Here is a 25008-nt window from a genome sequence, read left to right as displayed (position 1 = left end):
CCGTATCTATCGGCTACCTAATTTAAACCAAAACACTGCTTAGCGGCGGCAACGTCAGTTGCTATTTGCACCGTTAATTGTGTTAATGTCTCGAATTTTTTCTCATCGCGGAGTTTTTTAATCAACTCCACATGCATAAATTGTCCATAAATGTCTTGTGCAAAATCAAAAAGATGAACTTCTAATAAGGCACGAGTTCCATTAAAGGTGGGCTTATTGCCTATATTGGCAACCCCATAAACTTGTTTTCCAGCTATAGTTGCTTGCACAGCAAACACCCCATTTACCGGGCAAACTTGACGTTTAAGCGCTATATTTGCGGTTCTAAAACCCAGCTCTCGGCCGCGTTTCCAACCATGTATAACACGTCCCGAAATGGCATAGTTGTGGCCAAGCATTACCTTTGCAGTGCTTAAGTCACCAGCGGCAAGCGCTTCACGAATTAAAGTACTGCTTACTCTAGCATTTAATTGGCGAAAACTCGCGGTGCTTTTAACATCCATGCTCGCTTGTTTGCCCATACTTACAAGTAAGTCAAAATTACCTTGTCGCTGCTTGCCAAACCTAAAATCATCACCAACCGTTAATGCCTTAACGCCTAGCTTTTTAATTAAAATATCACTAACAAATTGCTCTGCATGCATATTTGCAAATTGCTGATTAAAGCTAATACAAATAACTCGTTCAATACCTAACTCGCTGAGCAATAGCAGTTTATCTCGTAAGCGAGTTAAACGCGCTGGCGCATTACTTTTAGCAAAAAACTCTTGTGGTTGGGGCTCAAACAACATTACCGTACTAGGTAAATTATTTGCTTTAGCATCAATAAGTAAGCCTTTTAATACTTCAGCATGACCTAAGTGAACACCATCAAAATTACCAATAGTAAGCACACAACCAAAATGTTGTGAGCGAATATTGTGTATACCTCTAATTAACTCCATGCCACCCAATGCCTTTTTAAGCGAGTTATTAATTCACAACTCAAAATTGAATGAAGTTGCAGAGTTGCCGATTATAATCTTTTTTTTAGTTCGATTCAGTAATTGCTACACTTTTTATCGTATTTAGTCGCACACCCATCAAAAATAACAGCGTAAAGTAACTTAACCCTGCAATTGCTAGCAACACTAGGAGTAAAATAACCTGTTCGCTAAAGTGCCAAGTCGTCCAACTATACTGCTCGCTGGTAAACCAAACCAGTAACCCCATAACAATACTTGCAACAAAGCATTTAAGGGTAAAATATAAGCTCATTGACGAAAACTGGTACACATTTTCTTTTTTAAGCTGCCTGTAAAGCAAAAATGCATTACAACTTGCCGACATTGAAGTGGCTAAGGCCAATCCTAAATAGCCAATAAAAGGCGCAAGCATTATATTAAATACCATATTAAGTACCAAGGTAATAATACCAATGCGCACTGGGGTTTTAGTATCTTGACGGGCGTAAAATCCAGGGGCTAATACCTTTATTAGCATAAAGCTGACTAAACCAACCGAATAAGCCATTACCCCTAAGCTCACCGCTTTAACATGATCAATCCCTGCTTCTTTAAACGCACCATGATCAAACAACACGGTAATAATAAGCGGGCTAATAATCATTAACCCTATCATAGCAGGCAGCCCTAAAAATATTACAAAGCGTACCCCCCAATCTAAGGTATGCTGAAAATCACTGCTTTTTTTACTGCTATGTAATTTTGACAGTGCCGGTAAAATAACCGTTGCTATACCAATACCAAATAATCCCAGCGGAAATTCTATTAAGCGGTCTGAGTAATACAACCAAGCAATTGAGCCGGTCATGAGTAATGAAGCAATAACGGTATCGAGCAATAAGTTTATTTGGCTAATAGAGACCCCAAACAAAGCAGGCAGCATTAATTTACGTACTTTTTTTACATTTTCGTCTTGCCAAGCCCAGCGCGGGCGCGCCAACATTTTTGCCCGATATAAAAAAGGTAACTGAAACAGTAATTGCACCACACCACCAATAAATACACCTATGGCTAATGCATAAGCACCTACCGAAAATTGGTCATGTAAAAAAATAGCACACGCAATAATAGATACATTTAATAACACTGGGGTAAACGCAGCCACAGCAAAGCGGTTGTATACATTCATAACCGCCCCACTTAGCGCCACAAGGCTGACAAAAAATAAATACGGAAAAGTCAGCTTTAACAATGCACTGGCAAGCTCAAACTTTTCGCCATCAGGGCCACCTTGCCACCAATCTATAAACCAACCTGTACCAAATAGTGCAGCAATAACCGGAGACGCAACCACACCTACAATAGTCACTATTAATAAAATAGTGCCTAAGGTTCCTGCTGCTTGCGCAACAAAAAGTTTAACCTTGTCGTCGCCTTGCTGCTCTTTTATTTCGCTTAATACAGGTACAAATGCTTGAGCAAACGCACCTTCTGCAAATAAACGACGTAAAAAGTTAGGAATTCGATTAGCAAACAAAAAAACATCGGCCGCAGCACCGGCTCCCAAGAGGTTTGCAACAACCGCATCGCGAACTAACCCTAAAATACGCGATATCATTGTCATACAACTAACAATCATACCGGAGCGAAATAAACCTTTTGACACCGCAAACCCACACTAAAAATCATTAAGATAAGTAATTATGCCATAGTCTTTTTTATAAATCGCTTTAAAGCACTAGGCTGAATCCTCATGCTTTGTTACAATGTCGATATTAACTGCTAGAGCGGCAAATTGATGTTCGTTATAAGGAGCAGTTTTTCTTGGATTGTCAAAATTAAATTGACATTCATGATAAAAACAGGCATATTCCACGGCCTTTAATTTAAGCTTTATTTAAGATTGTTAGGAGCAAACCTTGGCTAACATCAAGTCTGCAAAAAAACGCGCTATTACAAGCGAAAAAAACCGTCAGCACAACGCAAGTCGTCGTTCAATGATGCGTACTTACTTCAAAAAAGTAATCGTAGCTATTGAAGCTGGTGATAAAGAAGCTGCACAGCAAGCTTTTTCTGTTGCTACACCTATCCTAGACCGTTACGCAACTAAGGGTCTAATTCACAAAAACAAAGCTGCTCGTCATAAGAGCCGCATAGCTGCTAAAATTAAAGCACTATAATTTGTTTTTGCAAGAATATAAAAACCGGCCTTGGCCGGTTTTTTTTTGCTTTATATTTAATATTTACAGCATTAAACAGGTATGTAGCCAATTCACACAGCACAATCATCACATATTCTTGTTTAGGGCAGTTGCGCTTAAATAAGCGCTTTTAATAAAATGGCGCGTAAGTTATTAAACCCCTTCTAGCTCGGGATAAAACTTTTTCAGCATAGCTGCTATTTTTTTAGGAGAAAAAGGCTTTACCACAAAACCCTTGGCTCCTTTATCAATCGCATCTTTAACATTTTCAACCCCTGAGTGCGCCGACACCATAACCACGATTGTTTCTGGGTTCAGTTGATTAATTTGCTCAATTAACTCTTTACCATCGCCATCAGGTAACTCTATATCTAAAAAAATCATGTTATAATTTGCAGCACGACACTCATTAATACATTGTGCGGCAGTTGATGCTTCTTTTACGTTTTCTATGCCTAAATGCATCAATGTTTGGCTTAAAAAGCTGCGCACAGTACTAACATCATCAACGATTAAAATTGCAAGCTGCGTGTTCATATTTGATCCTTATAGGCTAAAAGCAATGTTTGCAAATGCTATCATTTGCTTTAAATACAGTTATTTATTATAGAGAACTACACCAAAAAGGCCAGATTTGCTTTATGTCTACAAATACAAAAAAACAATCATTACTAGGTAAATCATCTAGAAGTACAAAAACAACAAAAAACAAGCAAAACCGCAGTACGGCTACAAAGCCCAATAATATTAAACAAAGTGCTAATACTGCAGCTAATAACAAGGCAGTACAAAAGTCTAAAAGCGGTTTACTGATCACGCTTGGACTATTACTATTTATAATAATTATAATCCCTAAGCCAACACTGCTTAGTTATCATAAATTAGGCATGGTAAGTAATAGCATTTATTGGCCAGGGGTATTTGGTTATGGCGCAAGGCTCCTCGATTCAAACTTACAGCCACAGTTAGATAGTAAGCGTAAGGCACTTTATTTATGTACTGATACGGTTAACTCAAATAGCTGTCAAAAATATAAAGTAATTGCCGATAATGGCGTTATTGCGGCAATAAAAGCTTTCTTTTAGCATTAAAAAAACTAATCTGAAAATTTAAAATTACTTGGTTGAAAGGTGTGCAAAAGATCAACATAATGGCGCTCCTTTTTTCAACAAATGAACTATTGAAACTACCATGCTAAACGAGCTAGATTGGCTTTTAAACACGATATTACTTGCACTAGGTTTAGGTGCTTTCTTTATTAACCAACTCACATTACTGCGTATTGCCGCGGTTAGTGCCTGTGGTTTGCTATTTTTATCATTTAGCTTAGATCTTATGTCGTCGAGTATTGTTTCGAATATGAGTTTGGTGTTAATCAATACATTTTATTTGTTTAAAGTTTATACTTTTGGGCAATTTACTGTTACCCAAAATTAAGTACTTCCCCTTAGAATATTTTATAGCCCAGCTTAGCTGGGCTTTTTTTTGCCTAATATTTAACAACCAAGCTAATTGCAGCTGCCGCTAACTCATTATTATAATTAACTGCGACTGAATTACCGCCGTATAGTCACTAGTTTTTACAACTAAAAAAGAGCCTAGTTGGCTCTTTTGTTGTTTACTGCTTAGCATCTCTATATTTTGTGCTTTAGCTTAATATAGGCGGCCTTTTATCTGCCCACGGTGCGGCTTGCTCTAATTGCGCGGCCAGCGTAAGCAACTGCGCCTCACTGCCATACGCACCGGCAAATTGCACACCAATTGGCAAGCCATTCTTATTCCAATGCAGTGGCACCGACATTGCTGGTAAACCTGTCATATTAAATAACGCTGCAATGGGTGATGCTTTTAATACCTGTTGCACAAATGAATCGTAGGGTTGATTTAAACTGAGTTCACCAATTTTTGGTGGTGGCGCTGTGGTCACTGGTGTCAAAATAAAGTCGTAGTCGTTAAAAAACACATCAAAAGCTTGTCCGCCCTGATCAAAGGCACTGCGTGCCTCCAACATTTGCTGAGCTGTAAATTCTTTAGCCCGCTGCAAGTGCCCCCAAACAATGGCTTCAAACTCGTTTTCACGTGCTGCACGCCCTAGTTTTAATTCTCTAGCTTGTACTGCATTAAGCATGCCGCTTGAAGTGGCTATGCCCATGCCTTTAAACATCTGCTCAAGTGGCAAAGTTGGCTGAGCTGCTTCAACAATGTGGCCTAAGCTAGTCAGCAATTTAACGGTTTTATCTAAGGCATCGGTACAATCTTGATGCACAGGGTAACCAAATGGATGGCTTTGCATTAATGCTATTTTAAGACGCTTTGGTTTGGCGTTAACCGCAGCTAACATATTATCGTTAGGCAGGGTAATACGCGACCCAGGCTCTGCCCCTTGCGTTAGCTGCAGCAGCAATGCACTGTCGCGCACACTGCGGGTAAGCGCATGATGAACCGATAACCCCATTGAGCTTTCTAGGTTAGTGGGGCCAGAGGCCACCCGGCCACGGCTTGGTTTAAGCCCAAATAGCCCACAATGCGATGCAGGTATACGAATAGAGCCGCCACCATCGCTACCATGAGCTGCGGGTAAAACTCTCGCTGCAACCGCCACCGCAGAGCCTGCCGATGAGCCGCCACTACTATAGCGGGTATCCCACGGGTTAAGCGTGTTGCCATGCAAGCTCGACTCACCTGTAGGCGTTTGACCAAACTCAGGGCTGGTAAGCTTAGCCATAATGTTTAGTCCCACGGCTTGATAGCGATTAACTAAGGTTGAATTTTCAGCCACACGGTTATCTTTAAAAAAACGACAACCATTAGTAGTAATAGTACCGGCCATAGTTACGCCTAAATCTTTAAGCGCAAACGGTACACCTAACAGCGGTGCGCTGGCCATTTTAGCTGTTCGCTGTGCAGTGCTTAATTGGTTTAACTTTTGTGCTTGCGCGCGCGCTTGCTCAAAATGATTAACGGCAATCATATTAAGCGCAGCATTTGCTTCAAACCGTGCAATTGCACTGTCGGTTAATTCTAATGGACTAATATCGCCTTGGCGTAATAAATCCGCCATGGTCGACATGTCCCAACTGTCGTAGTCACCAAGCGGCTGTTTAGTGGTGTTTACTGTTGCAGCCGCCGATGCTTGACTTGCAAGTGATAAACCTAGCATAGACGCACCACCAATTGCGCCGCACGCCTGTATAAGTCGTCGTCTATCTAAATCTATCTTAGTCATTATTTACTACCCCATACCTTTTGTGGTGCCACAGCTTGGGCATTTAATTGCTCAATCACGCCGGCAATTTCATTTACATTTAAGCGTGCGCCTTTATCAATAGTGGGGCCAGTACGCCAGCCATCACATAATGAGATACGACCGCCTTGCGTTTCAAATATTTGCCCTGTTACGGCTGTCGATGCCTCACTACCTAACCAAACAACCAGCGGCGCTACATTTTCGGGGGCCCAGGCATCAAAACTATCATCTTCTGGTTTTTTCACTAGATCAGGCATTGCTGATTCGGTCATTGCGGTGCGTGCTGCCGGTGCCAATGCATTAGCGGTAATACCGTAACGCGCCAATTCCGACGCTTGTACTAAAGTAAGCGTCGCAACGCCGCCTTTTGCTGCAGAATAATTTGCTTGCCCTACCGAACCTTGTAAGCCCGCGCCAGAGCTGGTGTTAATAATACGTGCAGCTACTGGGTTACCCGCTTTTGACTGATCGCGCCAGCGACGGCTTAAAATATTAGCTAAACAAAAATGTCCTTTAAGATGCACTCGCATTACCATATCCCAAGCATCTTCATCCGAATTAACAAACATACCATCGCGCAATACACCAGCATTGTTAACTAGCACATGCACTTCGCCAAAGGCGGCAATGGCATCATCTACTATCTGTTGCGCCGTAGCCTTGGTAGTAATATCGCTGCTATTAGCAATCGCTTTACCGCCGGCAGTAATAATTTCATCAACCACTGCTTTTGCAGCATCAAGGCGAATGTCGTTCACTACCACATTGGCGCCTTCTGCGGCAAAGGCAAGTGCATAAGCACGGCCTAATCCACCGCCACTTCCGGTAATAATAACTGTACGCTGTTGGCAAATACCCATACCTTTCTCCTTAATTATAATCGTTCAATGATAGTGACATTAGCTAAACCGCCGCCTTCGCACATTGTTTGTAGGCCATAACGCCCGCCTGTACGCTCTAATTCATGTAATAACCCGGTCATTAAACGCACGCCCGTAGCACCAAGCGGATGGCCAAGTGCAATAGCACCACCATTAACATTAGTTTTTTCATGGCTGTAACCGGTTTCTTTTAACCATGCCATTACTACAGAGGCAAACGCTTCATTAATTTCCACTAAATCAATATCATCAAGCGTAAGATTCGCTTTTTTTAATGCCGCGATAGTAGCTGGAATGGGCGCTCTAAGATGCCAAATAGGGTCATCTCCCAGTACGCTAACATGATGAATACGCGCTCTTGGGGTAAGGTTATATTTTTTTAATGCGCGCTCAGACACAATAAGCATTGCTGCTGATGCATCGCACACTGAGCTCGAAACCGCAGCTGTAATACTTGGGTAAGTAGGGTCAACCGGCTCAAGTTCAGCCATTTTAGCCAAACTACTTTCTCTAGGTGTTTCATCAGCTGTTAATCCTTCAATCGCCACTATTTCTCGATCAAAGCGCCCCTCTGCTGCTGCCGCTAATGCACGGCGGTGACTTTCTAGGGCAAACACTTCCATATCGGCGCGGCTTATACCCCAATGATCGGCAATGCGCTGAGCGGCATAAAACTGATTTACCGGCGCATCGCCAAAGCGTGCATCCCACAATTTACTCTCTGCAAACGGCGTACTAAAGCCAAGTGGTTGCCCGGCTAACATGGCTGACGAAATAGGAATTTGCGTCATCGTTTGCACGCCGCCTACCGCTATCACATCTTGCGTGCCGCTCATAATCGCTTGCGCAGCAAAATGCACGGCTTGTTGCGATGAGCCACATTGTCTATCAACCGTAGTACCCGGTACATTCATGGCCAACCCTGCCGCTAACCAACTGGTGCGGGCAATGTTTCCTGCTTGCGAGCCTATCGTGTCTACACAGCCAAAAATTACATCATCGTAATCTTCTGCGGGTATGTTATTGCGCTCAACCAAAGGTTTTAATACTGCTGCACCTAAGTCTATGGCATGTACATGGGCAAGGCCGCCTTTGCGTCTGCCTGTAGGTGTACGCAGTGCATCTACAATATATGCATGGGTCATAGTATCGCCTCAAATGTTTTAGAAGGTGCCAGATCGACATCAGAATTAAGCACATAATTTTGCACTCGTGCACGATGAAAAATACTGTCACCCCAGGTGTTATTTAATGCCCAACTGCGTTTCATAAACATTTGCAGGTCTACTTCCCAGGTATACCCCATAGCACCGTGAATTTGAATCCCGTGGCGCGCTGCAAGTGCTGCTGCTTCGCTGCAAAAATTACGCGCTTGTGAAACATGCACGTCAGTTAAAGGGTGGTTATTTTCTAGTGAACACGCCGCGCGATACAGTACCGGTTTTGCAATTTCAATTTTTCCTGCTACATCGGCTAAATGATGCTTAACAGCCTGAAAGCTACCAATTGCTTTGCCAAATTGTTTACGCTGTACACTATAATCAACGGTTAAATCGAGCATGCGCTGCGCTAAACCGAGTAATTGCCCAGCAACCGAGAGCGCCCCGCGATTAAGCGTGTCATTCCATATTTTTTTGCCCGCCTCGCCCTGTGCAATACAGGTTTCGGCTGTTGGCTGCCACGTCACTTGCGATAAGCGGCGCGACGAATCAATACTTAAATTAACGACGTTATTTACTTGATCACGCGGTACTAAATGCACTTCATCTGCATGTTGCATAAGTAGTACTTGCGCTAAATGTGCATCCGATACCAGCTCACTGCATTGATGGCCAATAGCTAAGCGCAGCTCGCCATCGCAAATTTTAGCTAAGTAATCAGCTTTACAGGCTACGCTATCATCAAGGGCTGAAAATACGCCACTGCCTACATAAGCCGTATCGGCAAGCGAATCTGGAATAGCGTAATAACCTAGCTCTTGGGTCATTAATGACCACGCTATATCGCCCATTCCCAAACCGCCAAACTGCTCTGGCACTGATAGCGCAGTAAGCCCTTGCTCTGCCATTTTATTTCTTAATTCGGGAGAGCGACCCGCGTCGGTTTCCCATATTTCGCGTAGTGTTTCTGGTGCTGCCTCAGTCATTAAAAAACGGCTGATAGCTTCACGAAACATTAATTGGTCTTCAGTAAAGGTAAAATCCATAGTTTCACTCGCTATCTAGGTAGGCCAAGCATACGCTCAGCAACAATATTTCTTTGAATTTCATTGGCACCCGCATAAATTGGCCCAGCTTGAGAGAATAAAAAGCCGTTTAACCAATAACCATGCTCCTCACCAAGTGCTGCTGATGAGAGTAACTCACCACACGTGCCCAAAATATCCATCGCCGTTTGATGAATAAGTAAATCTAGCTCTGACCAAAACACTTTATTTAGGCTCGATTCAGCGCCAATTTTATCGCCATGACTAATACGCCCTACAGTGTTGTAAGCCGACAGCGCATAGGCTTCTGCATCAGCCCAACATTTAGCCACCGCAGCACCAATGGCTGGGTCGCGATCGGCAGCCGCTTTGTTATCGCGGTACAGCTGCACTAGTTTGCGCACAGGTTGCTGAAAACGCGCCGGTGAGCGCAGCAACAAACCACGCTCAAAACCTGCCGTTGCCATTGCCACATGCCAGCCTTTGCCTTCTTCACCAATACGGTGTTCAACCGGCACTTTCACGTTATCAAAAAATATTTCTGCAAAGGCATCTTCCCCATCCAACGCTTTAATTGGGCGAATAGTTACGCCCTCTGCATCCAGCGGTACCATTAAAAAAGACAAACCATGATGGCGCTGCGAACCTGCTTCTGAGCGAAACAAGCCAAATGCCCAATCGGCATAAGTAGCACGGGTAGACCAGGTTTTTTGGCCATTCACAATGTAATGGTCGCCATTAAGAATTGCTTTACTGCTAATGTTGGCCATATCTGAGCCAGCATTGGGTTCAGACCAGGCTTGCGCCCACATGTCTTCACTTGATGCCATACGCGGTAAAAAGTGCGATTTTTGCTGCTCCGTACCAAATTCAAGTAAAGTAGATCCAAGTAATAGCTGGCCATTTTGATTTACTCGCCCAGGTGCACCTGCGCCGTAATATTCTTCTTCAAAAATAAGCCAGTCAATTAAGTTACACCCGCGGCCGCCATATTCTTTAGGCCACATAACCATAGAAAAACCCGCTTTATGTAGCTTGCGCTCCCATTGACGATGCAGCTCAAAGCCTGCTTTGGTGTCGTAAGTGGGCAGTTTTTCTGCAGGTACATTTTCTGCAAGCCACTGACGCACTTCCATACGGAAATTTTGTTGCTCTGTTGTATAAGTTAGTTTCATAGTCGGCCTCAAAAATTCACTTCGCGTTTGTCTACAAACGCGCGGCGGGTTTCAGCAGAATCTGGGCTGGTATAAGCTTGCAGCGTAAATCCTTGCTCCCAACGGTATTTAGCTTCTAGGTCACCGTCTTCAACACCATTTAGGCTTTCTTTAGCAATGCGGATCATATCGGAGCTTTTTGCTGCAATTTTGCTGGCAATTTCCAGCGCGGTGTCGCGTAACTGCTCTTTAGGTACAATGCGTTCGATAAAGCCGTATTTATCGGCATCTTGTACCGAAATAGTTTCGCCAGTAAAAAACAAATAACGTACTTTTTGCACCGGAAATAAGCGCTGTAAATGCGCGCCGCCACCCATAGCGCCACGATCTACTTCTGGTAGCGCAAAAGTGGTACATTCTGACGCCACCACAATATCGGCCGCACCAGTAATACCAATACCGCCACCCAGCACATAACCATGCAGCGCAACTATTACAGGTATTGGGCACAAATGTACCGCTTTAAACGTTTCGTAATTGCCGGCATTAACGCTAACAATACGCTCTGGGTATTGGTCCAACTCTTTAATATCAACACCGGCACAAAAACCACGCCCTTCTGAGCGAATAATTAATACCCGTGCTGCCAAATTTTTACCAATACTGTTGATCAGGTCGGCGAGCGCTTGCCATTCAGCACTGTCGAGTGCATTTACCGGTGCTTTATTTATAATTATTTCGGCGATACCGTTTTCGATATGGCTTTTGAATGCTGGGTTCATAGCTTAGGCCTCTTCTTCGACTGACCGGTTAGTCCGGCGGGTTAACAATTGCTCAAGGCAGGTGTCTGCCTCGGCGATAATTTCGTTTATTAGTGTCTCAACGCTAGGTAAATTATTTATTACCGCCGCTACTTGGCCGCTGGGTAAAATACCTTCGTCGGGTTTACCTTCAACCATAGACTTTTGAATTAACACTGGTTGATTAGCCGACATTACCAATGTTGCTGCGGCTTTAGGATCTTCACGCAGACCATTAAAAAATACTTTGAGCATATGCAGCGATGTCATGCCGGTTTCTTTTTGCCAATGGCGCGCACTTTTTAGTGCCAACCATAAGCGCTTAACACCGCCCGCGCGCTCTAAGTCATCAATAAATGGCGTGTTGATCATCCGATGACGCAGGCCATCTACCGCGGTAGAAATACGAATATCGGCACTGTCTTGGGTATCAAGATAACGCTGCTGGGTAACTTTTGGTGTGGGTGCATCGCAGGTCAGCAAAAAGCGCGTGCCCATTGCCATACCTGCAGCGCCTGCACCTAATACTGAGGCCAAACCGCGTCCGCACGAAAAGCCCCCAGCCGCAATTACTGGCACCGACACCGCATTTAACACTTGCGGTAACAAAATAGTGCTCGGTACGCTACCAGTATGGCCGCCCCCTTCACTACCTTGAATAGTGATCATATCGGCGCCCATAGCAACCGCTTTTACGGCGTGCTTTACTGCGCCTACGGTGGGAATGCACAGCACACCTGCCGCTTTGAGTCGCTCAATAGTGGCTTTATCTGGGCCACGCCCGTAACTCACCGCACGGAGTTTGTAGCTAATGGCTAAATCAAGACATTGCTGCGCGTTTTCTTGAAACATATGAAAATTAAGACCGAAATTACTGGTCCCAGTGGCAGCAATTACTTTTTTTATGGCACTTTCTACTTCTTCAGTGTTCATCGTCGCGCCAGCTAAAAAACCAAAACCGCCCGCACGTGTTGTTGCTATTACTAAATTTGCATCAGAGACCCAGCCCATCGCCGTTTGAATAATCGGATAACGACAGCCCAGTGCCTCTGTTAACGGCGTATTCCAACGGCCATCGGCATTATTGTGCTCTGTGCTCATATTTATTTTTCCTTGGCTGCTGATTTATTGGCTTGAGCCATCGCTTTCGCGTCAAAGCCACCTAAGCGGTCACCCGATATTGTTTCGTTATGCGCATGCGCAAAATGATGCAAACCAAACGCCATATCCATGGTTGAACGTTTACCCATTAAATCTTCGGCGTTATTAATTACTTGCTTAGTTAATTGCAAACCCAGTCGTGGCATTTGTGCAATCTGATTAGCTAAAGTAAAGGTCGTCTCTTCTAAATTATCCCTTGGCACTACGCGATTCACCATGCCCATTTGATAAGCACGGTCTGCCGACATACGATCACCCGTAAATAAAAACTCTTTGGCGATACGTGGGTTAAGCTCGTGCACATGCGCAAAATACTCAACCCCAGGAATACCCATGCGCACGACCGGATCAGAGAAAAATGCTTTGTCATCGGCAATAATTAAATCACATACCCACGCCAGCATTAAGCCACCAGCCACACAGGCACCTTGTACCATAGCAATCGTTGGCTTAGGTAAATCGCGCCAGCGACGGCACATTCCTAAATACACTTCGTGCTCGCGGGCATATAAAAACTCACCGCCGGGCTTATTAGCGTGATCGTAAAAAAGGTTAGTACGATCAAAGCTTTTATCAACATCGCGCCCAGGGGTGCCAATGTCATGGCCGGCAGAAAAGTGCTTGCCATTGCCGGCAAGTACAATTACTTTTACTTCGTCGTCGTTACACGCAAGCTGAAAAGCCTTATCTAGCGCGTAGGTCATTTGTGAGTTTTGCGCGTTGTTATATTCAGGACGATCCATGGTAATAACCGCCACTTGAGCGCGCACTTCGTATAACACTACGTCATCTATTGTTTGAACTTCACTCATTACGACTCCTCTGGGCGTACACCCGGTGGGTTGTCTTTTAGCTGTTTAGCTCTAATATTGTGCGGATCCAATTTAGCAATTAACGCTAACTGCTCAGCTGTAGGTGCTGGTGTGGTTGGGGTGTTTGCCTCAACGTGAATTTCAAAGCCTGTTTTTTCAATTACTTCTTGTACAGTCACACCAGGGTGAACGCTCACTAAACGCAATTGATGCTCTGGACCTTGCCAATCCATCACACAAATATCGGTGATCACTAAACGAATATCGACATCCGATAGCTGATAACCTTTTGGCAAACGTGCTGGGTTGTAACCAATTGAGCACACCACATCACATTCTTGCTCTACAAATACGCGTTTACTGTGGCTTGGCACAAAAAACGAGTTAGCATGGCTAATTGAGTTACCCGGTAAACCACGTACACCTAACATTTGTATTTTAGGTTTGTCGTAGTCGCCCCCTAGGGCTGAAATATTACTTTGCCCGTACTTATCAATTTGCGTTGGCCCTATCATGGCGTGGCGTTTACGGCTCCACACATTGTCAAAAATGCGTGAAAAGCCCATCCATGTTTCGTTACGCTGTACAAAATCATCGCCACGTGCGCCAATCGGATTTGGCTCACTCAGTAAGTAGGCTTCTGAGTCTGTCATCATTAAATCTGGGTTGTTAGTACTCATAGAAATACTCGCCGCTAAACGCGGAATAACCCCAATGCCGGTGGCAAGCACTTCACCATCGTTATCAAATGCGGTTGCTGCGGCACAAATCATTAATTCTGCCAAGCTGTATTGAGTTGCTGTCATTTTAATGTCCTGCCTTAGTAACTTGTGTTAGGGATTTGACGGATCGCATCGATGCCGCCTAATTTAGCTTGATACTCTTGCTCTGATTTATTGTTAATAAATTCATCAAAGTAAGCACTAAAGCCGCCTTCTTTTGCGTATTTGTTATATTGCAGCAAATGTTTATTATCAATGCCGTAAAATGGCGGACAACTGCTTGGATGCGCGCCACCAGGTACTTCACTTACGGCTGTTGTTAAGCTGCGCTCCCAAAATACTTTATCTGCCGCTGTGCGATCATAAAAATGATCGCTGCTAACCAGCTTGTCGCAGGTGACATAGCTTTTATTTGCTGCGCGTACAAACCAATCGTCTAGGTAATGATCTGGACCTGAAATCTGGCACACACCACGCTCATCAGCATGATCAACATGTACCAGTGCAGCGTCGAGTTTAAGCGCTGGCATTGCCACCCATTCTTTATCGTCATAGGGGCTATCAATCACTTGAATATCTGGGTTATGTGTAAGTACATCTGTACCTAAACCAACTTGAGTTGGAATGTAAGGACAGCCCCACGCCGCAGCACGAAGGCCAAGTAACAACATACCTTCGTCAATTTCCATTAGCTCAAGCTCGCCTTGCTCGCGAGCTTTACGAAAAAAAGGTTCTAGTGGAATAAAGTCTAGCGATACAAACGCAAAGATTAATTTTTTTACTTTGCCAGCTGCGCATAACATACCCACATCGGCGCCGCCATACGCCACAATCGTAAGATCTTTAAGATCCGACTTTATAATTTCGCGAATAAGTGCCATAGGTTTACGGCGCGGGCCCCAACCACCAATGCCAATTGTCATGCCATCACTTAGTTCAGCCACCATTTGCGCTGTTGTTTTTACTTTATTCATTATTTTTCTCCTACTGAGAAATCGTGGCCCCACAGGCTCACTCGGCTAAATTCAAAAGCACAATGCTCTTCCCAGTTTTCAACTTGCAGACCACCAAAGCCATACTCTAAATCGAAGCCTGATGGTGTTTTCATATAAAATGAGGTCATTTTGTCATTAAGATGCTGACCTAAAGTGGCCGACAGCTGTACTTGATGTTGTTGTTGTCTGTCGTGAGCGCGGCCTACTTCTGTCATGTTTTCAACTTCGACCATGGCATGCACGCAACCGCTTGGTACCGGAAATTCACAAATAGCTAAACTGTGGTGACGTGCGTTACCACAATGCATAAAGTAAATGCGAATTGGATCGGCCTCTGGTGCGGGTTTAAAGTTAAATAAATCTGATAATTCAAACCCTAATACGTCGGTTAAAAACGCAAAGGTTTCATCAAAATTTGGCGCAGGTAATACGGTGTGGCCCAGGCCCATATCGCCGGTAATAAAAGCGGGTACACCTTGAGGAGAAGTAAACGGTTGGCAGTCTGAAACATGACCCCAATAAAGTTCGTGGCGATTACCCGCGGGGTCATTAACTATGAGTATATTTTGTACGCGGCGCTGCTCACATAAGGCTTTATTAGCCTCTTCAAAGGCAATGCCTTTATCAAGTAATGTTTGTTTAGCATTGTTGTAAGCTTTCGCACCTGTTAGTTCCCAACCAGAGGCAAAATAGCGTTTGTCTGCGCCGGGTATAACCAACATGCGGTATGGGCGCTCATCCATTTTGATGTAGAATCCACCATCGTCAGTTGGCGCCGTCATCATCCCTAATACTTGCTCTGCGTAGTGTTGCCACTCGTGTGGAGCGTCAGTCTGTGCTACGAAATAACCTAATGCGCGAATATCCATGAACCCTCTCTTACAAAATTGTGATTAGGTTCATTATTAGGGCAAATTACTAATGCTTCATCGTCCATTGAGACTAACCAAAAAAACGAAAAAAAAGCATTAAGAGTCATAAACTTAAAACTAAAAAAACAAAAAGCCGCTGAGCAATAAAGTTGCTCAGCGGCTTTATATTTACCAAATTATTTACTGTGTTTAGCGGTACAGGATCACCAAATCGTTGATCACACTTGGTTTATCATTACCAACCACATGGATGTTCATTTCTAGGGTTAATTGCACCCCTTTGTGCGACACGCTAATGTCTTTTACCTTACTACGGCCATAAATAGTTGCGCCCGCAGGCACTGGCGCAGGAAAGCGCAAACGGTTTGAGCCATAGTTAACCATATTATTAAAGCCGATAATTTCAAATGGCAGTGCAATCGTTAAACGCGACTGCAGCACTTGTACTAACGAGCCATGGGCAATGGTGGTTTTAAACGGGCTATCTGTTTTTGCGCGCTCAGGATCGGTATGCAACCAGTAATCATCCCCCGATAAATCGGCAAAGGCGTTAATCAGGTCTTGATCAACAACAACCACGTTACTCCAGTCGGTATATTTATTATCGGCCAGTGCATAAAGCGCAGCAAGGTTACTTAGCGGTACTTGTACTTGCCCTTTGTCGTTGCGTTCAAGCCCATTGAGCGGATTGGTATATTCACGCACCCCACCGGCATTATTAATAGAGGTAAAACGTAGCAAGGTATCGCCATCACTACTCACTTTATCAAACACCGCTTTAACAGGCATGCCTATTTTAATGTCTTGCTCTGCCACATCTATTAACGTGGTATTGATACGAACGCCTTGAGCTAGTTCGACCACAGCTAATGCTTGCGGCATTTCGTCACTAAACTCTGGCATAGTTGGAATACGTGTAAGGGTGTATGAATATAAGGTGCCCTCACCGCTCACTTGCTGCCACTGCAGCTCATGCGCTAAACAATGACTACAATGATTACGTGGAAAAAACACCCACCCTTCACACTGCTTACATTGCTGAATTTTTAACTGGTTTTCTTTTAACGCCTGCCAAAATGGTGCAGAAATTTTTGTTGCGACTGGCATAGGTTTTAACGTTGCCATACTAGCCTCCTTGTAATATCAATGCGCCCTGCTCACTCATCACGCCACCGGTGCCACTAACAAATACATTGTCACACCTTTTTAGCTGACGTTGATCGGCAGAGTTTGAAATTTGATGGAAAGCCTCAATAACTTGAGAATAACCACCCGCCGCCGCAGCTTGGCCAAAACTAAGTTGCCCGCCATGGGTGTTCATCGGAAAGTCGCCTTTAAAGGTAAGGTTATGCTCTTTAATAAAGCGCATGCCTTCCCCTTTAGGGCAAAAGCCAGCATCTTCAAGTGATAACAACACAGTAATGGTGTAACAATCATAAATTTGTGCTGCATGTATATCTTTAGGCGACAGCCCAGCCATAGTAAACGCACGCTTTGCGGCTTCGGCAACTGGCGTCACTGTCATGTCTTGCGCATACGATGGCGATTTAAATGATAAACGCTCACCAAAACCAGTAATAAATGCAGGGCGTTTTTTCGCTCTTGCAGCCACTTCTTTAGAGGCCACAATAACCGCCGCGCCACCCGATACCGGCATGACTATTTCTAGTACATGCAGTGGGTCGGCTACCATTTTAGAAGCTAATACTTCTGCAATTGTTAGCTCTTTGCCTTTAAAAATAGCGTCTTTATGGTATTGCGCATTAAAGCGCTGATCGACTGCTATTTTAGCCATAGCTGCTTGATCGTACCCATATTGCGCCGCGTAACGCTGTGCAATCATTGCATAACCGGTGTTTTGTCCCATGTGACCATAGGGCAAATCAAACTCAGCTTCTGGCGCGCCAAATGCCGTACTGTGACCGCCATAACGCATAGCTTGCGTCATCCAAGCTGGGTCTTCATTTGGCGCCATTGGTGCCATGCGAGCGGGAATAACACACAGTACCGCTTGGCATAACCCCAGTTCAATCGCGGCCGCTGCACGCCAAATTTGTGCAACTGCGGTACAGCCACCCAAATCAACTACTTCGGCAAAGTTTACTTCTATTCCTAAATATTCAGCAGCCATTGCCGGCACAAATACTGAAGCCTCGTGAAAATGTGGGCCATTAATAACCAACCCATCCAAATCACTTTTTTGTAGCCCTGCATCTAATAATGCTTGATTTGCTAAGTCGGCCACTTGTTCTAAATGAAACATTTGCGGCGCGGTTTGGTATTTTTCTGGTTTATATTGCGCCGCACCAACAATCGCGGCGTTTCCTGCTAAGCCCATTATTTTTCCTCCTGATTGCTACAAAACGGTAAAAATCCTACTGCTTGCAACGCATTTTCACAGTACGGCTGATAACAGCCTAACTTATCGTTACGTATATAAATTGGTTCATTACACGCTACTGGGTCATAACCTTGTTTTTGTAAGTCGACTTTACGCAGTTTATAAGTTGATGTCATGTCGGCGGCTTTGCTTACCCTTACAAACTGAGGGGCAGCGTAATTAGGCACTTTTTCTATGGTTAAAGCATAAAACACATGCGGATCAAACTGCCTGCCTGGTTGCATAACAATGGCCGCCATACCTGCTCGACCTTCATTTTCAGGAACCTGAACGCCATAAATATTAACCAGCTCGGCGCCATCGTACTCAGCCAAAGCGGTGGCCACTTCTTGCGAAGATACATTTTCACTTTTCCAGCGATAGGTGTCGCCAATGCGATCTACAAAGTAAAAGTATCCATTTTCATCGTAGCGCAGTAAATCACCTGAGCGCCAGTAAGCGTCACCTTGCTGAAATACATCACGCAAAATTTTCTGCTCAGTACCTTGTTTTGAGGTATAGCCCTCAAAACGGCCACCACCAAAATCAGGCATGTTAATGATCATTCCCAGCCCTTCCCCTACTTCGCCGGGTTGGCATAAAACATAATGCCCGTTAGCATCTTTAACATGAGTTTCGGTTTCGGTATCAAATTTAACTAATCTAAAATTGGTGCGATCCCAGCGCGGCACTCGGCCACACGAACCAATATAGTTATCTAAGTTAAGTAAGTTAGTATTCGCTTCTGTAGAGCCCCACCCTTCTAGCACGTCCATTTGACCAAAGTACTCAAGCCAACGATGCCAACTGGTTTCGGTTAAACCAGCTCCTAACATGCAGCGCAGTTGATGATCTTTTGGCTTAACTCCCGTGGCCTCGGCGTAGTTAAGCAGGTAGCGGCAAATCTCACCTATGTATTGGCAAACTGTAATGTTATGCGTTTGAATATCAGGCCAAAATTGTCTAACACTAAATTTGCGCCTAACCACTATACTTGACCCCGCCGCGAGCGCAGTTGAAGTCACTGAGGTGGCTGCAGCGCCGTGGTATAAAGGTAAACAACAATAGAATACGTCATTTGGTGTGGCGTCAATGGTTTCAACCATCACATCACCCGAGGTTAACCAACGCATATGGCTGTAAATCGCCGCTTTAGGTAACCCGGTCGTGCCTGAGGTAAAAATAAGTAAGGTTGGCGTTTCGCCCACGGTTGAGCCACGTGCCTGCTTACAACTTGTACCACTGCGCGCAGCAACATCGCTATCAAAGCTGCTATCAATCCACTGAGGAAGCACTGGTTTATCAACTACTTCATCATCGCCTACTAGCCAAATTGACTTATTTGCCAGCTCTGGTGTTTCAATAAAACGCTGCACACATTCTTCACCAACAATAACGACATTGGCATCTGTGGTGTTAATTGCATGTTCAAGCACGCTGCCTTGTACTTGGGTGTTAATAAAAGCGACCACTACGCCCAGCTTGGTTAAGCCAAACCACGCAAAGAAAAACTCCGGGCGATTTTCAATCGCAATCGCGCACACATCACCTTCCATTAAGCCGCGTGCCTGTATTGCTTTTGCAAATTTACTTGCTTGGGCATCTACTTCACTGTAGCTGTAGCTTTTTCCTTGATAAATTAAAAATGGCGCATCGCCTTGTGCTGCTGCTTGCGCTTCAAGGCGGTCGGCAATGCTGTACTTTTGCGACGGACTAACCGAGCGTACTGCTAGTGCGCGCTTATCCATTTTTTGTTGTGTAGCGGCTCTAGATACTGGCGCGTTGTCGAGACTTCCAGCATAAGGAATTTTATTATTATCCAACATATTATCTCCTTTGGTGTTAATCAACGAACGCGGATTTTAGGTGCTGGGGTATCACCCCGCATGGTGCGCAAAAACTGTTCAAGTGGTGCAGGAGTTGCCACTTCGGGTAACTCATCGGGGTTAGGTCGATGCTGCCAAAACGACTGCCATGATGGGAATAAATCATGAAAGGTGCCGGTGTACGGTTCGCGACCCGGCCAGCGCATTTTCATATCGCCAATTGGCGCTGAATTTATATCGCTGGCATACCAGTAACATGGCAGACGGCGGCGGAAATACCACACCCCATCAATGCGTTGGTAATCATCCCAGTACAGCATTTGCATCAGTACCCATTCACGCCCGGTTTCATGCTCATTTTTAGAGTACACAACACCAATGGCGTTGTTCTCATCAACAAACTCAATAATGTGCTGCCCTAAATGATGCGACGTGCCAGTAAATTGATCGCGCAGGGTTGAGTCAACCCAGGCTTTTAAATGAGCTCGGCCGCTTTTCCCCCCCCCGACACGTACATCGGGAGCAAATAAGCCTACATGTGCGTCAATGTCACGCATATCTAATGACAACGAGTATTTACCCGCGAGCTGACGAATTGACTCTATAGACTCTAAGCGGTCAATTCGTTGTTCAAGGCTTGAACTTAAATCACTCATATTCACTCCTAGATAAAGGCCATGCCGCCATTTACTGCTATATTTTGGCCGGTAATAAAGCCAGAATCATCACACGCTAAAAAGCTCGCTACTTTGGCAATGTCTTCACCTTCGCCCATGCGCGCTAATGGAATAGCCGCGATCATTTGTTGCGTCCACTCCTCTGGAATATCGGCCATCATTGGTGTATTGGTTGGCCCTGGTACTATGGTATTTACCCGAATACCTACTGGCGCTAGTTCGCGTGCCATACTACGCGTAAGCCCCATAACACCGGCTTTTGATGCACAATAATGACTTGGGCCTTCGCCGGTTAATGCCGCCGTGCTGGAAACATTAATGATGCAACCCGATCCTTGGGCTTGCATAACTTTCGCCGCCTCACGACAACATAAAAAAGTACCGGTTAAGTTAACTGCAATCACTTTGTCCCAGTGCTCATCTGGGGTATCAACAAACGCATCAATAGAGCCCACACCAGCCACATTAATAATGGCATCGAGTCGGCCAAATTTTTCCACTACAGCGGCAATGGCATCACGTACTGAGTCGCTTTTTGCTATGTTGGCAGTAATAGCCACAATGTTGCCGGCAACGTTTGCATTTAATTCATTAACGCTGGCATTTAATGTGTCGGCGTTAATATCTACCGCAGCGACATTAGCCCCTGCAGCAGCAAAATAACTTACTATTGATTGGCCTATGCCTTGCCCTGCACCTGTTACTAGCACAACTTGATCCTGATGTTTCATTTTTATCCCCTTGCTTTTCTCAAGCCAATTTGGCGTATCTAGAGCAACATTTGCAGTCGCACCAATATTAATTTTCCAATTCATACTGGGATATGTAATAAAAACCAGCATCGTCCAATAAGACTAAACTGCACAAACAAAACACTGGTCTAAATGGACGATGTTTTAAGCAAACGAGCAACGCAGTATTGAGTAGGAAAACTATATAAATAAGCAGAGGTGGTGAGCGTTCATTACCTTGTTAGCAAGGCAAAATTAGGAGTAAGAGTTTTGAATCAGCAAACAACTAATCCAGAGCAAACACAGGATTTACCGTTACCACTGGGACACTTTGTTACCCTAGAAAGCGGCCTGAAATTACATTATTTAGAGCAAGGCCAAGGCCCTATTGTTATTTGGCTTCATGGTAGTGGCCCAGGAGCAAGTGGTTTTAGTAACTTTAAAGGCAATTATCCTGAATTTGCTGATGCGGGCTATCGTAATATTGTGCTCGACTTACCTGGTTTTGGCCGCTCAGATAAACCTGATGACGTTAATTACGATTTAGCTTTTTTTGTCACAGCACTAAATGGTTTTATTAACGCTCTTGATTTGCCTAAGGTGACTTTATTAGGTAACTCTTTAGGCGGCGCTATTGCGCTGGGCCAAGCACTTGATTATCCCGATACGGTAGAGCGCCTAATTTTAATGGCCCCGGGTGGTGTTGAAGAGCGCGAAACTTACTTTGAGATGGAAGGTATAGTGCGTATGGTAGAAGTATACAGCCGCGGCCCTATGGGAGTTGATCAAATGCGCGAAGTTATGTCGTTACAACTTTTTGATTCAGCTGTACTTTCTGATGATATATTAGCAGAGCGCGCTGCAGTGGCAGTAACTCAACCCGCTAATTTATTTAGCACTATGATGGTGCCAAACATGACCGAACGCCTTGGCGAGCTTAACTGCCCAGTGCTTGGCTTCTGGGGCACTAACGATAAATTTAATCCACATCAAGGCATGCATAAAATTTTGGATAACGTACCAACAGCGCGCTTTATTATGCTTAATCGTTGTGGTCATTGGGTACAAGTAGAACATCAACGCCTGTTTAACAGCAGCTGTATTGATTTTTTAAAACACGGCTAATACAGCACCTCAAAAAACATAAATAATAAGAGGTAATAATCTATGTCACATTATCAGCACTTGCTTAAACCAGGGAAAGTAGGCGGCCTAACGCTGCGTAACCGCATTATGATGGCGCCAATGGGCTCTAATTATGCGGACCCTGATGGCCATTGTAGTGAGCGTATTCAAGCTTTTTATGAAGCCAGAGCAAAAGGCGGTGTGGGCCTTATTACTATGGGATCTATTGCTATTGCGTTTCCCGCAGGAACTGCCGAACCTTATCAGGTGGGTATTTCTAAAGATGAGTTTATTCCTGGATTAAAAGCACTTACCGAGCGGGTGCATAAGCATGGTGCAAAAATTGCGGTGCAATTACAGCATGCTGGTAAAACGGCAGTACGCGATTTAGCAGAAGGCCGCGAGCTTTGGGTGCCTTCACTACCCCCTGCGCCACCACAAAGCGATATTATGCAAGCGGTAACACCAACAGAATTAAGTACCTTTGTTAGACCTCCAGCAGATAAACCCATCACCATAAAAGTAATGGAAAAAGCCGATATTGTCCAAATGGTGGAATGGTTTGCCGCAGCGGCAAAACGTGCCCAGCAAGCGGGTTTTGACGCGATTGAACTGCACAGCGCGCACTCGTATATTTTGGCGGGCTTTTTATCAAGCTACTATAATAAACGCGATGACGAGTATGGCGGCAGTATTGAAAACCGCGCACGTTTATTGCTCGAGGTAATAGCAGCAATACGCGAACGTGTTGGTCAAGATTTTCCATTGTGGGTACGCCTAGACGCGCACGAACTCAACACCCCTGGCGGTATTACCCTTGAGGACTGTATTGCAGTGAGCAAAATGGTTGAACAAGCGAGTGTAAATGCCGTTAGTATTTCTGCTTATGCTACCTTAACCACAGGCTCTGCATTTACCGCCGCGCCGCTAGTACATAAACCAGCAGGCTTTTTAGATTGGGCTGCTGCAGTGAAGAAAGAAGTATCTATACCGGTAATTGCCGTTGGCCGCTTAGAGCCCGATATTGCCGATGCAGCTATTGCCAGCGGTAAGTGTGATTTTATTGCAATGGGACGTAAATTATTAGCCGACCCTGAACTTCCTAATAAACTCACCGCAGATCGTGAAGCTGATATTCGTCCCTGTATTTATTGCTATGTATGCGTAAGCCAAGTATTTATTAACCAGCGGGTTAAATGTGCAGTTAATGCGGCAACAGGTAAAGAGTTTGAACTAAAAGTAATAATGACCGATAAGCCCAAACATATTGTGGTAATTGGTGGCGGGCCTGCTGGCATAGAAGCTGCTGTAACCGCCAGTGAACGAGGCCATAAAGTAACCTTGTTAGAGCGCAGTAAACGCTTAGGCGGCACATTATTTTTTGCAGCGCTGGCCTACCCCGAAAATGGCAAGTTACTCGACTACCATTTAAGGCAACTAGCGCAATCTAAGGTTATAGTAAAACTCAATACCACAGCGACTCCTAAATTAATTAGTACACTAAATGCCGATGAAGTGTTTGTAGCAACCGGCGCTAGCCGTGGCATGCCCGATATACAGGGTTGTGAGTTAAGCCACGTTTGGTCTGGCGAACAACTTAGACAGTTACTTACCGGCGAAGTAAGTACCTACACCAGTAATAAGTTAACTGCGCTACAGCGCTTAATGTTAGGAGCCGGCAACGCCCTTGGCTTAACAAAAAACGTAGATAAATTACAACGCTTATCGCATTTATGGATGCCACTTGGCAAGCGCGTCACTATTGTTGGCGGTGGCTTAGTAGGTTTAGAGTTAGCCGAATTTTTAGCTGAGCGTGGCCGTGAAGTAACCGTTATAGAAGCCGGACGTAACTTAGGCATCGAGCTGAGTATTGTTAGGCGTTGGCGGGTACTTGATCATGTTAGGCAATTAGGCGTTACTTTAATTACTCAGGCAGACGTTACTGCTATCGATACCCACGCTGTGCACTATAAAGTAGACGAGCAACCCCGCAGCTGCCTTGCCGATACCGTAGTAATGGCAACGGGTATTACCACTGATAATAGCTTAACAAACAGCTTAATTGCAGCTGGCCATACAGTAAAAGACATTGGTGATTGTAATGACGTTGCCTATATAGAGGGTGCAATTAGTGCCGGTTATAAAGCTGGCTTAAGCTGCTAATAGCGACTAATTACTAATACTTTTAACATAGGGGCACTCGCCCCTATTTTATTACCATAATTAAAGCTGCTGCCTTTTTATGGCTCAGCAAGAACCTCAGCAATAATACTT

Annotated in this window: 24 protein-coding genes; 5 read left to right on the top strand and 19 right to left on the bottom strand. The window is 44.5% G+C overall.

Going from position 1 to position 25008, the window contains the following annotated elements:
- Positions 1–17 precede the first annotated feature (17 nt).
- Together ribF and murJ are read right to left on the bottom strand one after the other, a co-directional pair.
- Entirely contained in the window at positions 18–944 is a 927-nt protein-coding gene (ribF, locus tag PTRA_RS04635; protein ID WP_058372870.1) for a bifunctional riboflavin kinase/FAD synthetase, read from the bottom strand.
- A gap of 85 nt (positions 945–1029) precedes the next feature.
- Positions 1030–2568: a murein biosynthesis integral membrane protein MurJ gene (gene murJ, locus PTRA_RS04630; protein WP_058372869.1), complete on the bottom strand. Its 1539-nt coding sequence runs from the start codon at positions 2566–2568 to the stop codon at positions 1030–1032.
- A 295-nt stretch (positions 2569–2863) separates the two neighbouring features.
- Here murJ and rpsT point away from each other — a divergent pair, with 295 nt between their 5' ends.
- Positions 2864–3124 (top strand): 30S ribosomal protein S20, encoded by a 261-nt coding sequence (gene rpsT, locus PTRA_RS04625; protein WP_002958225.1) that lies wholly within the window; start codon positions 2864–2866, stop codon positions 3122–3124.
- A gap of 174 nt (positions 3125–3298) precedes the next feature.
- On the opposite strand, the gene PTRA_RS04620 is transcribed toward rpsT, so the two are convergent.
- Positions 3299–3682 carry a response regulator gene (locus tag PTRA_RS04620; protein WP_058372868.1) on the bottom strand — a complete coding sequence of 128 codons (384 nt, stop codon included), beginning with the start codon at positions 3680–3682 and terminating at the stop codon, positions 3299–3301.
- A gap of 104 nt (positions 3683–3786) precedes the next feature.
- On the opposite strand from PTRA_RS04620, the gene PTRA_RS04615 reads away from it, so the two are divergent.
- Both PTRA_RS04615 and PTRA_RS04610 read left to right on the top strand, forming a co-directional pair.
- Positions 3787–4230, top strand: a complete 444-nt coding sequence (locus PTRA_RS04615) for a hypothetical protein (protein WP_058374521.1) — start codon at positions 3787–3789, stop codon at positions 4228–4230.
- Between the two features lie 106 nt (positions 4231–4336).
- Positions 4337–4582 carry a hypothetical protein gene (locus PTRA_RS04610; protein WP_011327603.1) on the top strand — a complete coding sequence of 82 codons (246 nt, stop codon included), beginning with the start codon at positions 4337–4339 and terminating at the stop codon, positions 4580–4582.
- 211 nt (positions 4583–4793) lie between these two features.
- Here PTRA_RS04610 and PTRA_RS04605 read toward each other — a convergent pair whose 3' ends face one another.
- The 16 genes from PTRA_RS04605 to PTRA_RS04530 all read right to left on the bottom strand — a co-directional run bounded on the left by PTRA_RS04605 (position 4794) and on the right by PTRA_RS04530 (position 21609).
- A complete protein-coding gene (locus PTRA_RS04605; protein ID WP_058372867.1) occupies positions 4794–6371 on the bottom strand; it encodes an amidase in 1578 nt (525 codons plus the stop codon).
- Positions 6371–7252, bottom strand: coding sequence for an SDR family oxidoreductase (locus tag PTRA_RS04600; protein WP_058372866.1), 882 nt, complete (start codon positions 7250–7252; stop codon positions 6371–6373). The genes PTRA_RS04605 and PTRA_RS04600 overlap by 1 nt, the downstream gene beginning before the upstream one ends.
- A gap of 14 nt (positions 7253–7266) precedes the next feature.
- Entirely contained in the window at positions 7267–8418 is a 1152-nt protein-coding gene (locus tag PTRA_RS04595; RefSeq protein ID WP_058372865.1) for an acetyl-CoA C-acetyltransferase, read from the bottom strand.
- Complete coding sequence (locus PTRA_RS04590) at positions 8415–9479, bottom strand: acyl-CoA dehydrogenase family protein (protein ID WP_058372864.1); 1065 nt, start codon at positions 9477–9479, stop codon at positions 8415–8417. The genes PTRA_RS04595 and PTRA_RS04590 overlap by 4 nt, the downstream gene beginning before the upstream one ends.
- Before the next feature lie 11 nt (positions 9480–9490).
- Entirely contained in the window at positions 9491–10654 is a 1164-nt protein-coding gene (locus tag PTRA_RS04585) for an acyl-CoA dehydrogenase family protein (RefSeq protein WP_058372863.1), read from the bottom strand.
- An 8-nt stretch (positions 10655–10662) separates the two neighbouring features.
- The gene (locus PTRA_RS04580) at positions 10663–11415 is read right to left on the bottom strand and encodes an enoyl-CoA hydratase family protein (RefSeq protein ID WP_058372862.1); all 753 of its coding nucleotides are present in this window, start codon (positions 11413–11415) and stop codon (positions 10663–10665) included.
- A 3-nt stretch (positions 11416–11418) separates the two neighbouring features.
- Positions 11419–12534 (bottom strand): NAD(P)H-dependent flavin oxidoreductase, encoded by a 1116-nt coding sequence (locus tag PTRA_RS04575; protein WP_058372861.1) that lies wholly within the window; start codon positions 12532–12534, stop codon positions 11419–11421.
- Positions 12535–12536: 2 nt separating this feature from the next.
- Positions 12537–13406 carry an enoyl-CoA hydratase gene (locus PTRA_RS04570; RefSeq protein WP_011327595.1) on the bottom strand — a complete coding sequence of 290 codons (870 nt, stop codon included), beginning with the start codon at positions 13404–13406 and terminating at the stop codon, positions 12537–12539.
- Positions 13406–14212, bottom strand: a complete 807-nt coding sequence (locus PTRA_RS04565) for a CoA-transferase subunit beta (RefSeq protein ID WP_058372860.1) — start codon at positions 14210–14212, stop codon at positions 13406–13408. The genes PTRA_RS04570 and PTRA_RS04565 overlap by 1 nt, the downstream gene beginning before the upstream one ends.
- Before the next feature lie 14 nt (positions 14213–14226).
- Positions 14227–15102, bottom strand: a complete 876-nt coding sequence (locus tag PTRA_RS04560) for a CoA transferase subunit A (RefSeq protein WP_058372859.1) — start codon at positions 15100–15102, stop codon at positions 14227–14229.
- Complete coding sequence (locus tag PTRA_RS04555) at positions 15102–15992, bottom strand: VOC family protein (RefSeq protein ID WP_058372858.1); 891 nt, start codon at positions 15990–15992, stop codon at positions 15102–15104. Before PTRA_RS04555 ends, PTRA_RS04560 begins: the two co-directional genes overlap by 1 nt.
- 192 nt (positions 15993–16184) lie before the next feature.
- Positions 16185–17120: a bifunctional OB-fold nucleic acid binding domain-containing protein/MaoC family dehydratase gene (locus tag PTRA_RS04550; RefSeq protein WP_058372857.1), complete on the bottom strand. Its 936-nt coding sequence runs from the start codon at positions 17118–17120 to the stop codon at positions 16185–16187.
- 1 nt (position 17121) lies between these two features.
- The gene (locus PTRA_RS04545) at positions 17122–18333 is read right to left on the bottom strand and encodes a thiolase family protein (RefSeq protein ID WP_058372856.1); all 1212 of its coding nucleotides are present in this window, start codon (positions 18331–18333) and stop codon (positions 17122–17124) included.
- Positions 18333–20201, bottom strand: a complete 1869-nt coding sequence (locus PTRA_RS04540) for a long-chain-acyl-CoA synthetase (protein WP_058372855.1) — start codon at positions 20199–20201, stop codon at positions 18333–18335. Before PTRA_RS04540 ends, PTRA_RS04545 begins: the two co-directional genes overlap by 1 nt.
- 20 nt (positions 20202–20221) lie before the next feature.
- Positions 20222–20857, bottom strand: coding sequence for a nuclear transport factor 2 family protein (locus tag PTRA_RS04535; RefSeq protein ID WP_058372854.1), 636 nt, complete (start codon positions 20855–20857; stop codon positions 20222–20224).
- A gap of 8 nt (positions 20858–20865) precedes the next feature.
- Entirely contained in the window at positions 20866–21609 is a 744-nt protein-coding gene (locus PTRA_RS04530; RefSeq protein ID WP_058374520.1) for an SDR family NAD(P)-dependent oxidoreductase, read from the bottom strand.
- 270 nt (positions 21610–21879) lie between these two features.
- Here PTRA_RS04530 and PTRA_RS04525 point away from each other — a divergent pair, with 270 nt between their 5' ends.
- Positions 21880–22734: an alpha/beta fold hydrolase gene (locus tag PTRA_RS04525; RefSeq protein WP_058372853.1), complete on the top strand. Its 855-nt coding sequence runs from the start codon at positions 21880–21882 to the stop codon at positions 22732–22734.
- 42 nt (positions 22735–22776) lie between these two features.
- A complete protein-coding gene (locus tag PTRA_RS04520) occupies positions 22777–24897 on the top strand; it encodes an oxidoreductase (RefSeq protein WP_058372852.1) in 2121 nt (706 codons plus the stop codon).
- Positions 24898–25008: the final 111 nt, after the last annotated feature.

The sequence above is a fragment of the Pseudoalteromonas translucida KMM 520 genome, assembly GCF_001465295.1.
GTDB classification, from domain to species: domain Bacteria; phylum Pseudomonadota; class Gammaproteobacteria; order Enterobacterales; family Alteromonadaceae; genus Pseudoalteromonas; species Pseudoalteromonas translucida.
The sequence above is the reverse complement of the archived record's forward strand: the minus strand, read 5'-3'. Positions and strand labels throughout refer to the sequence as shown.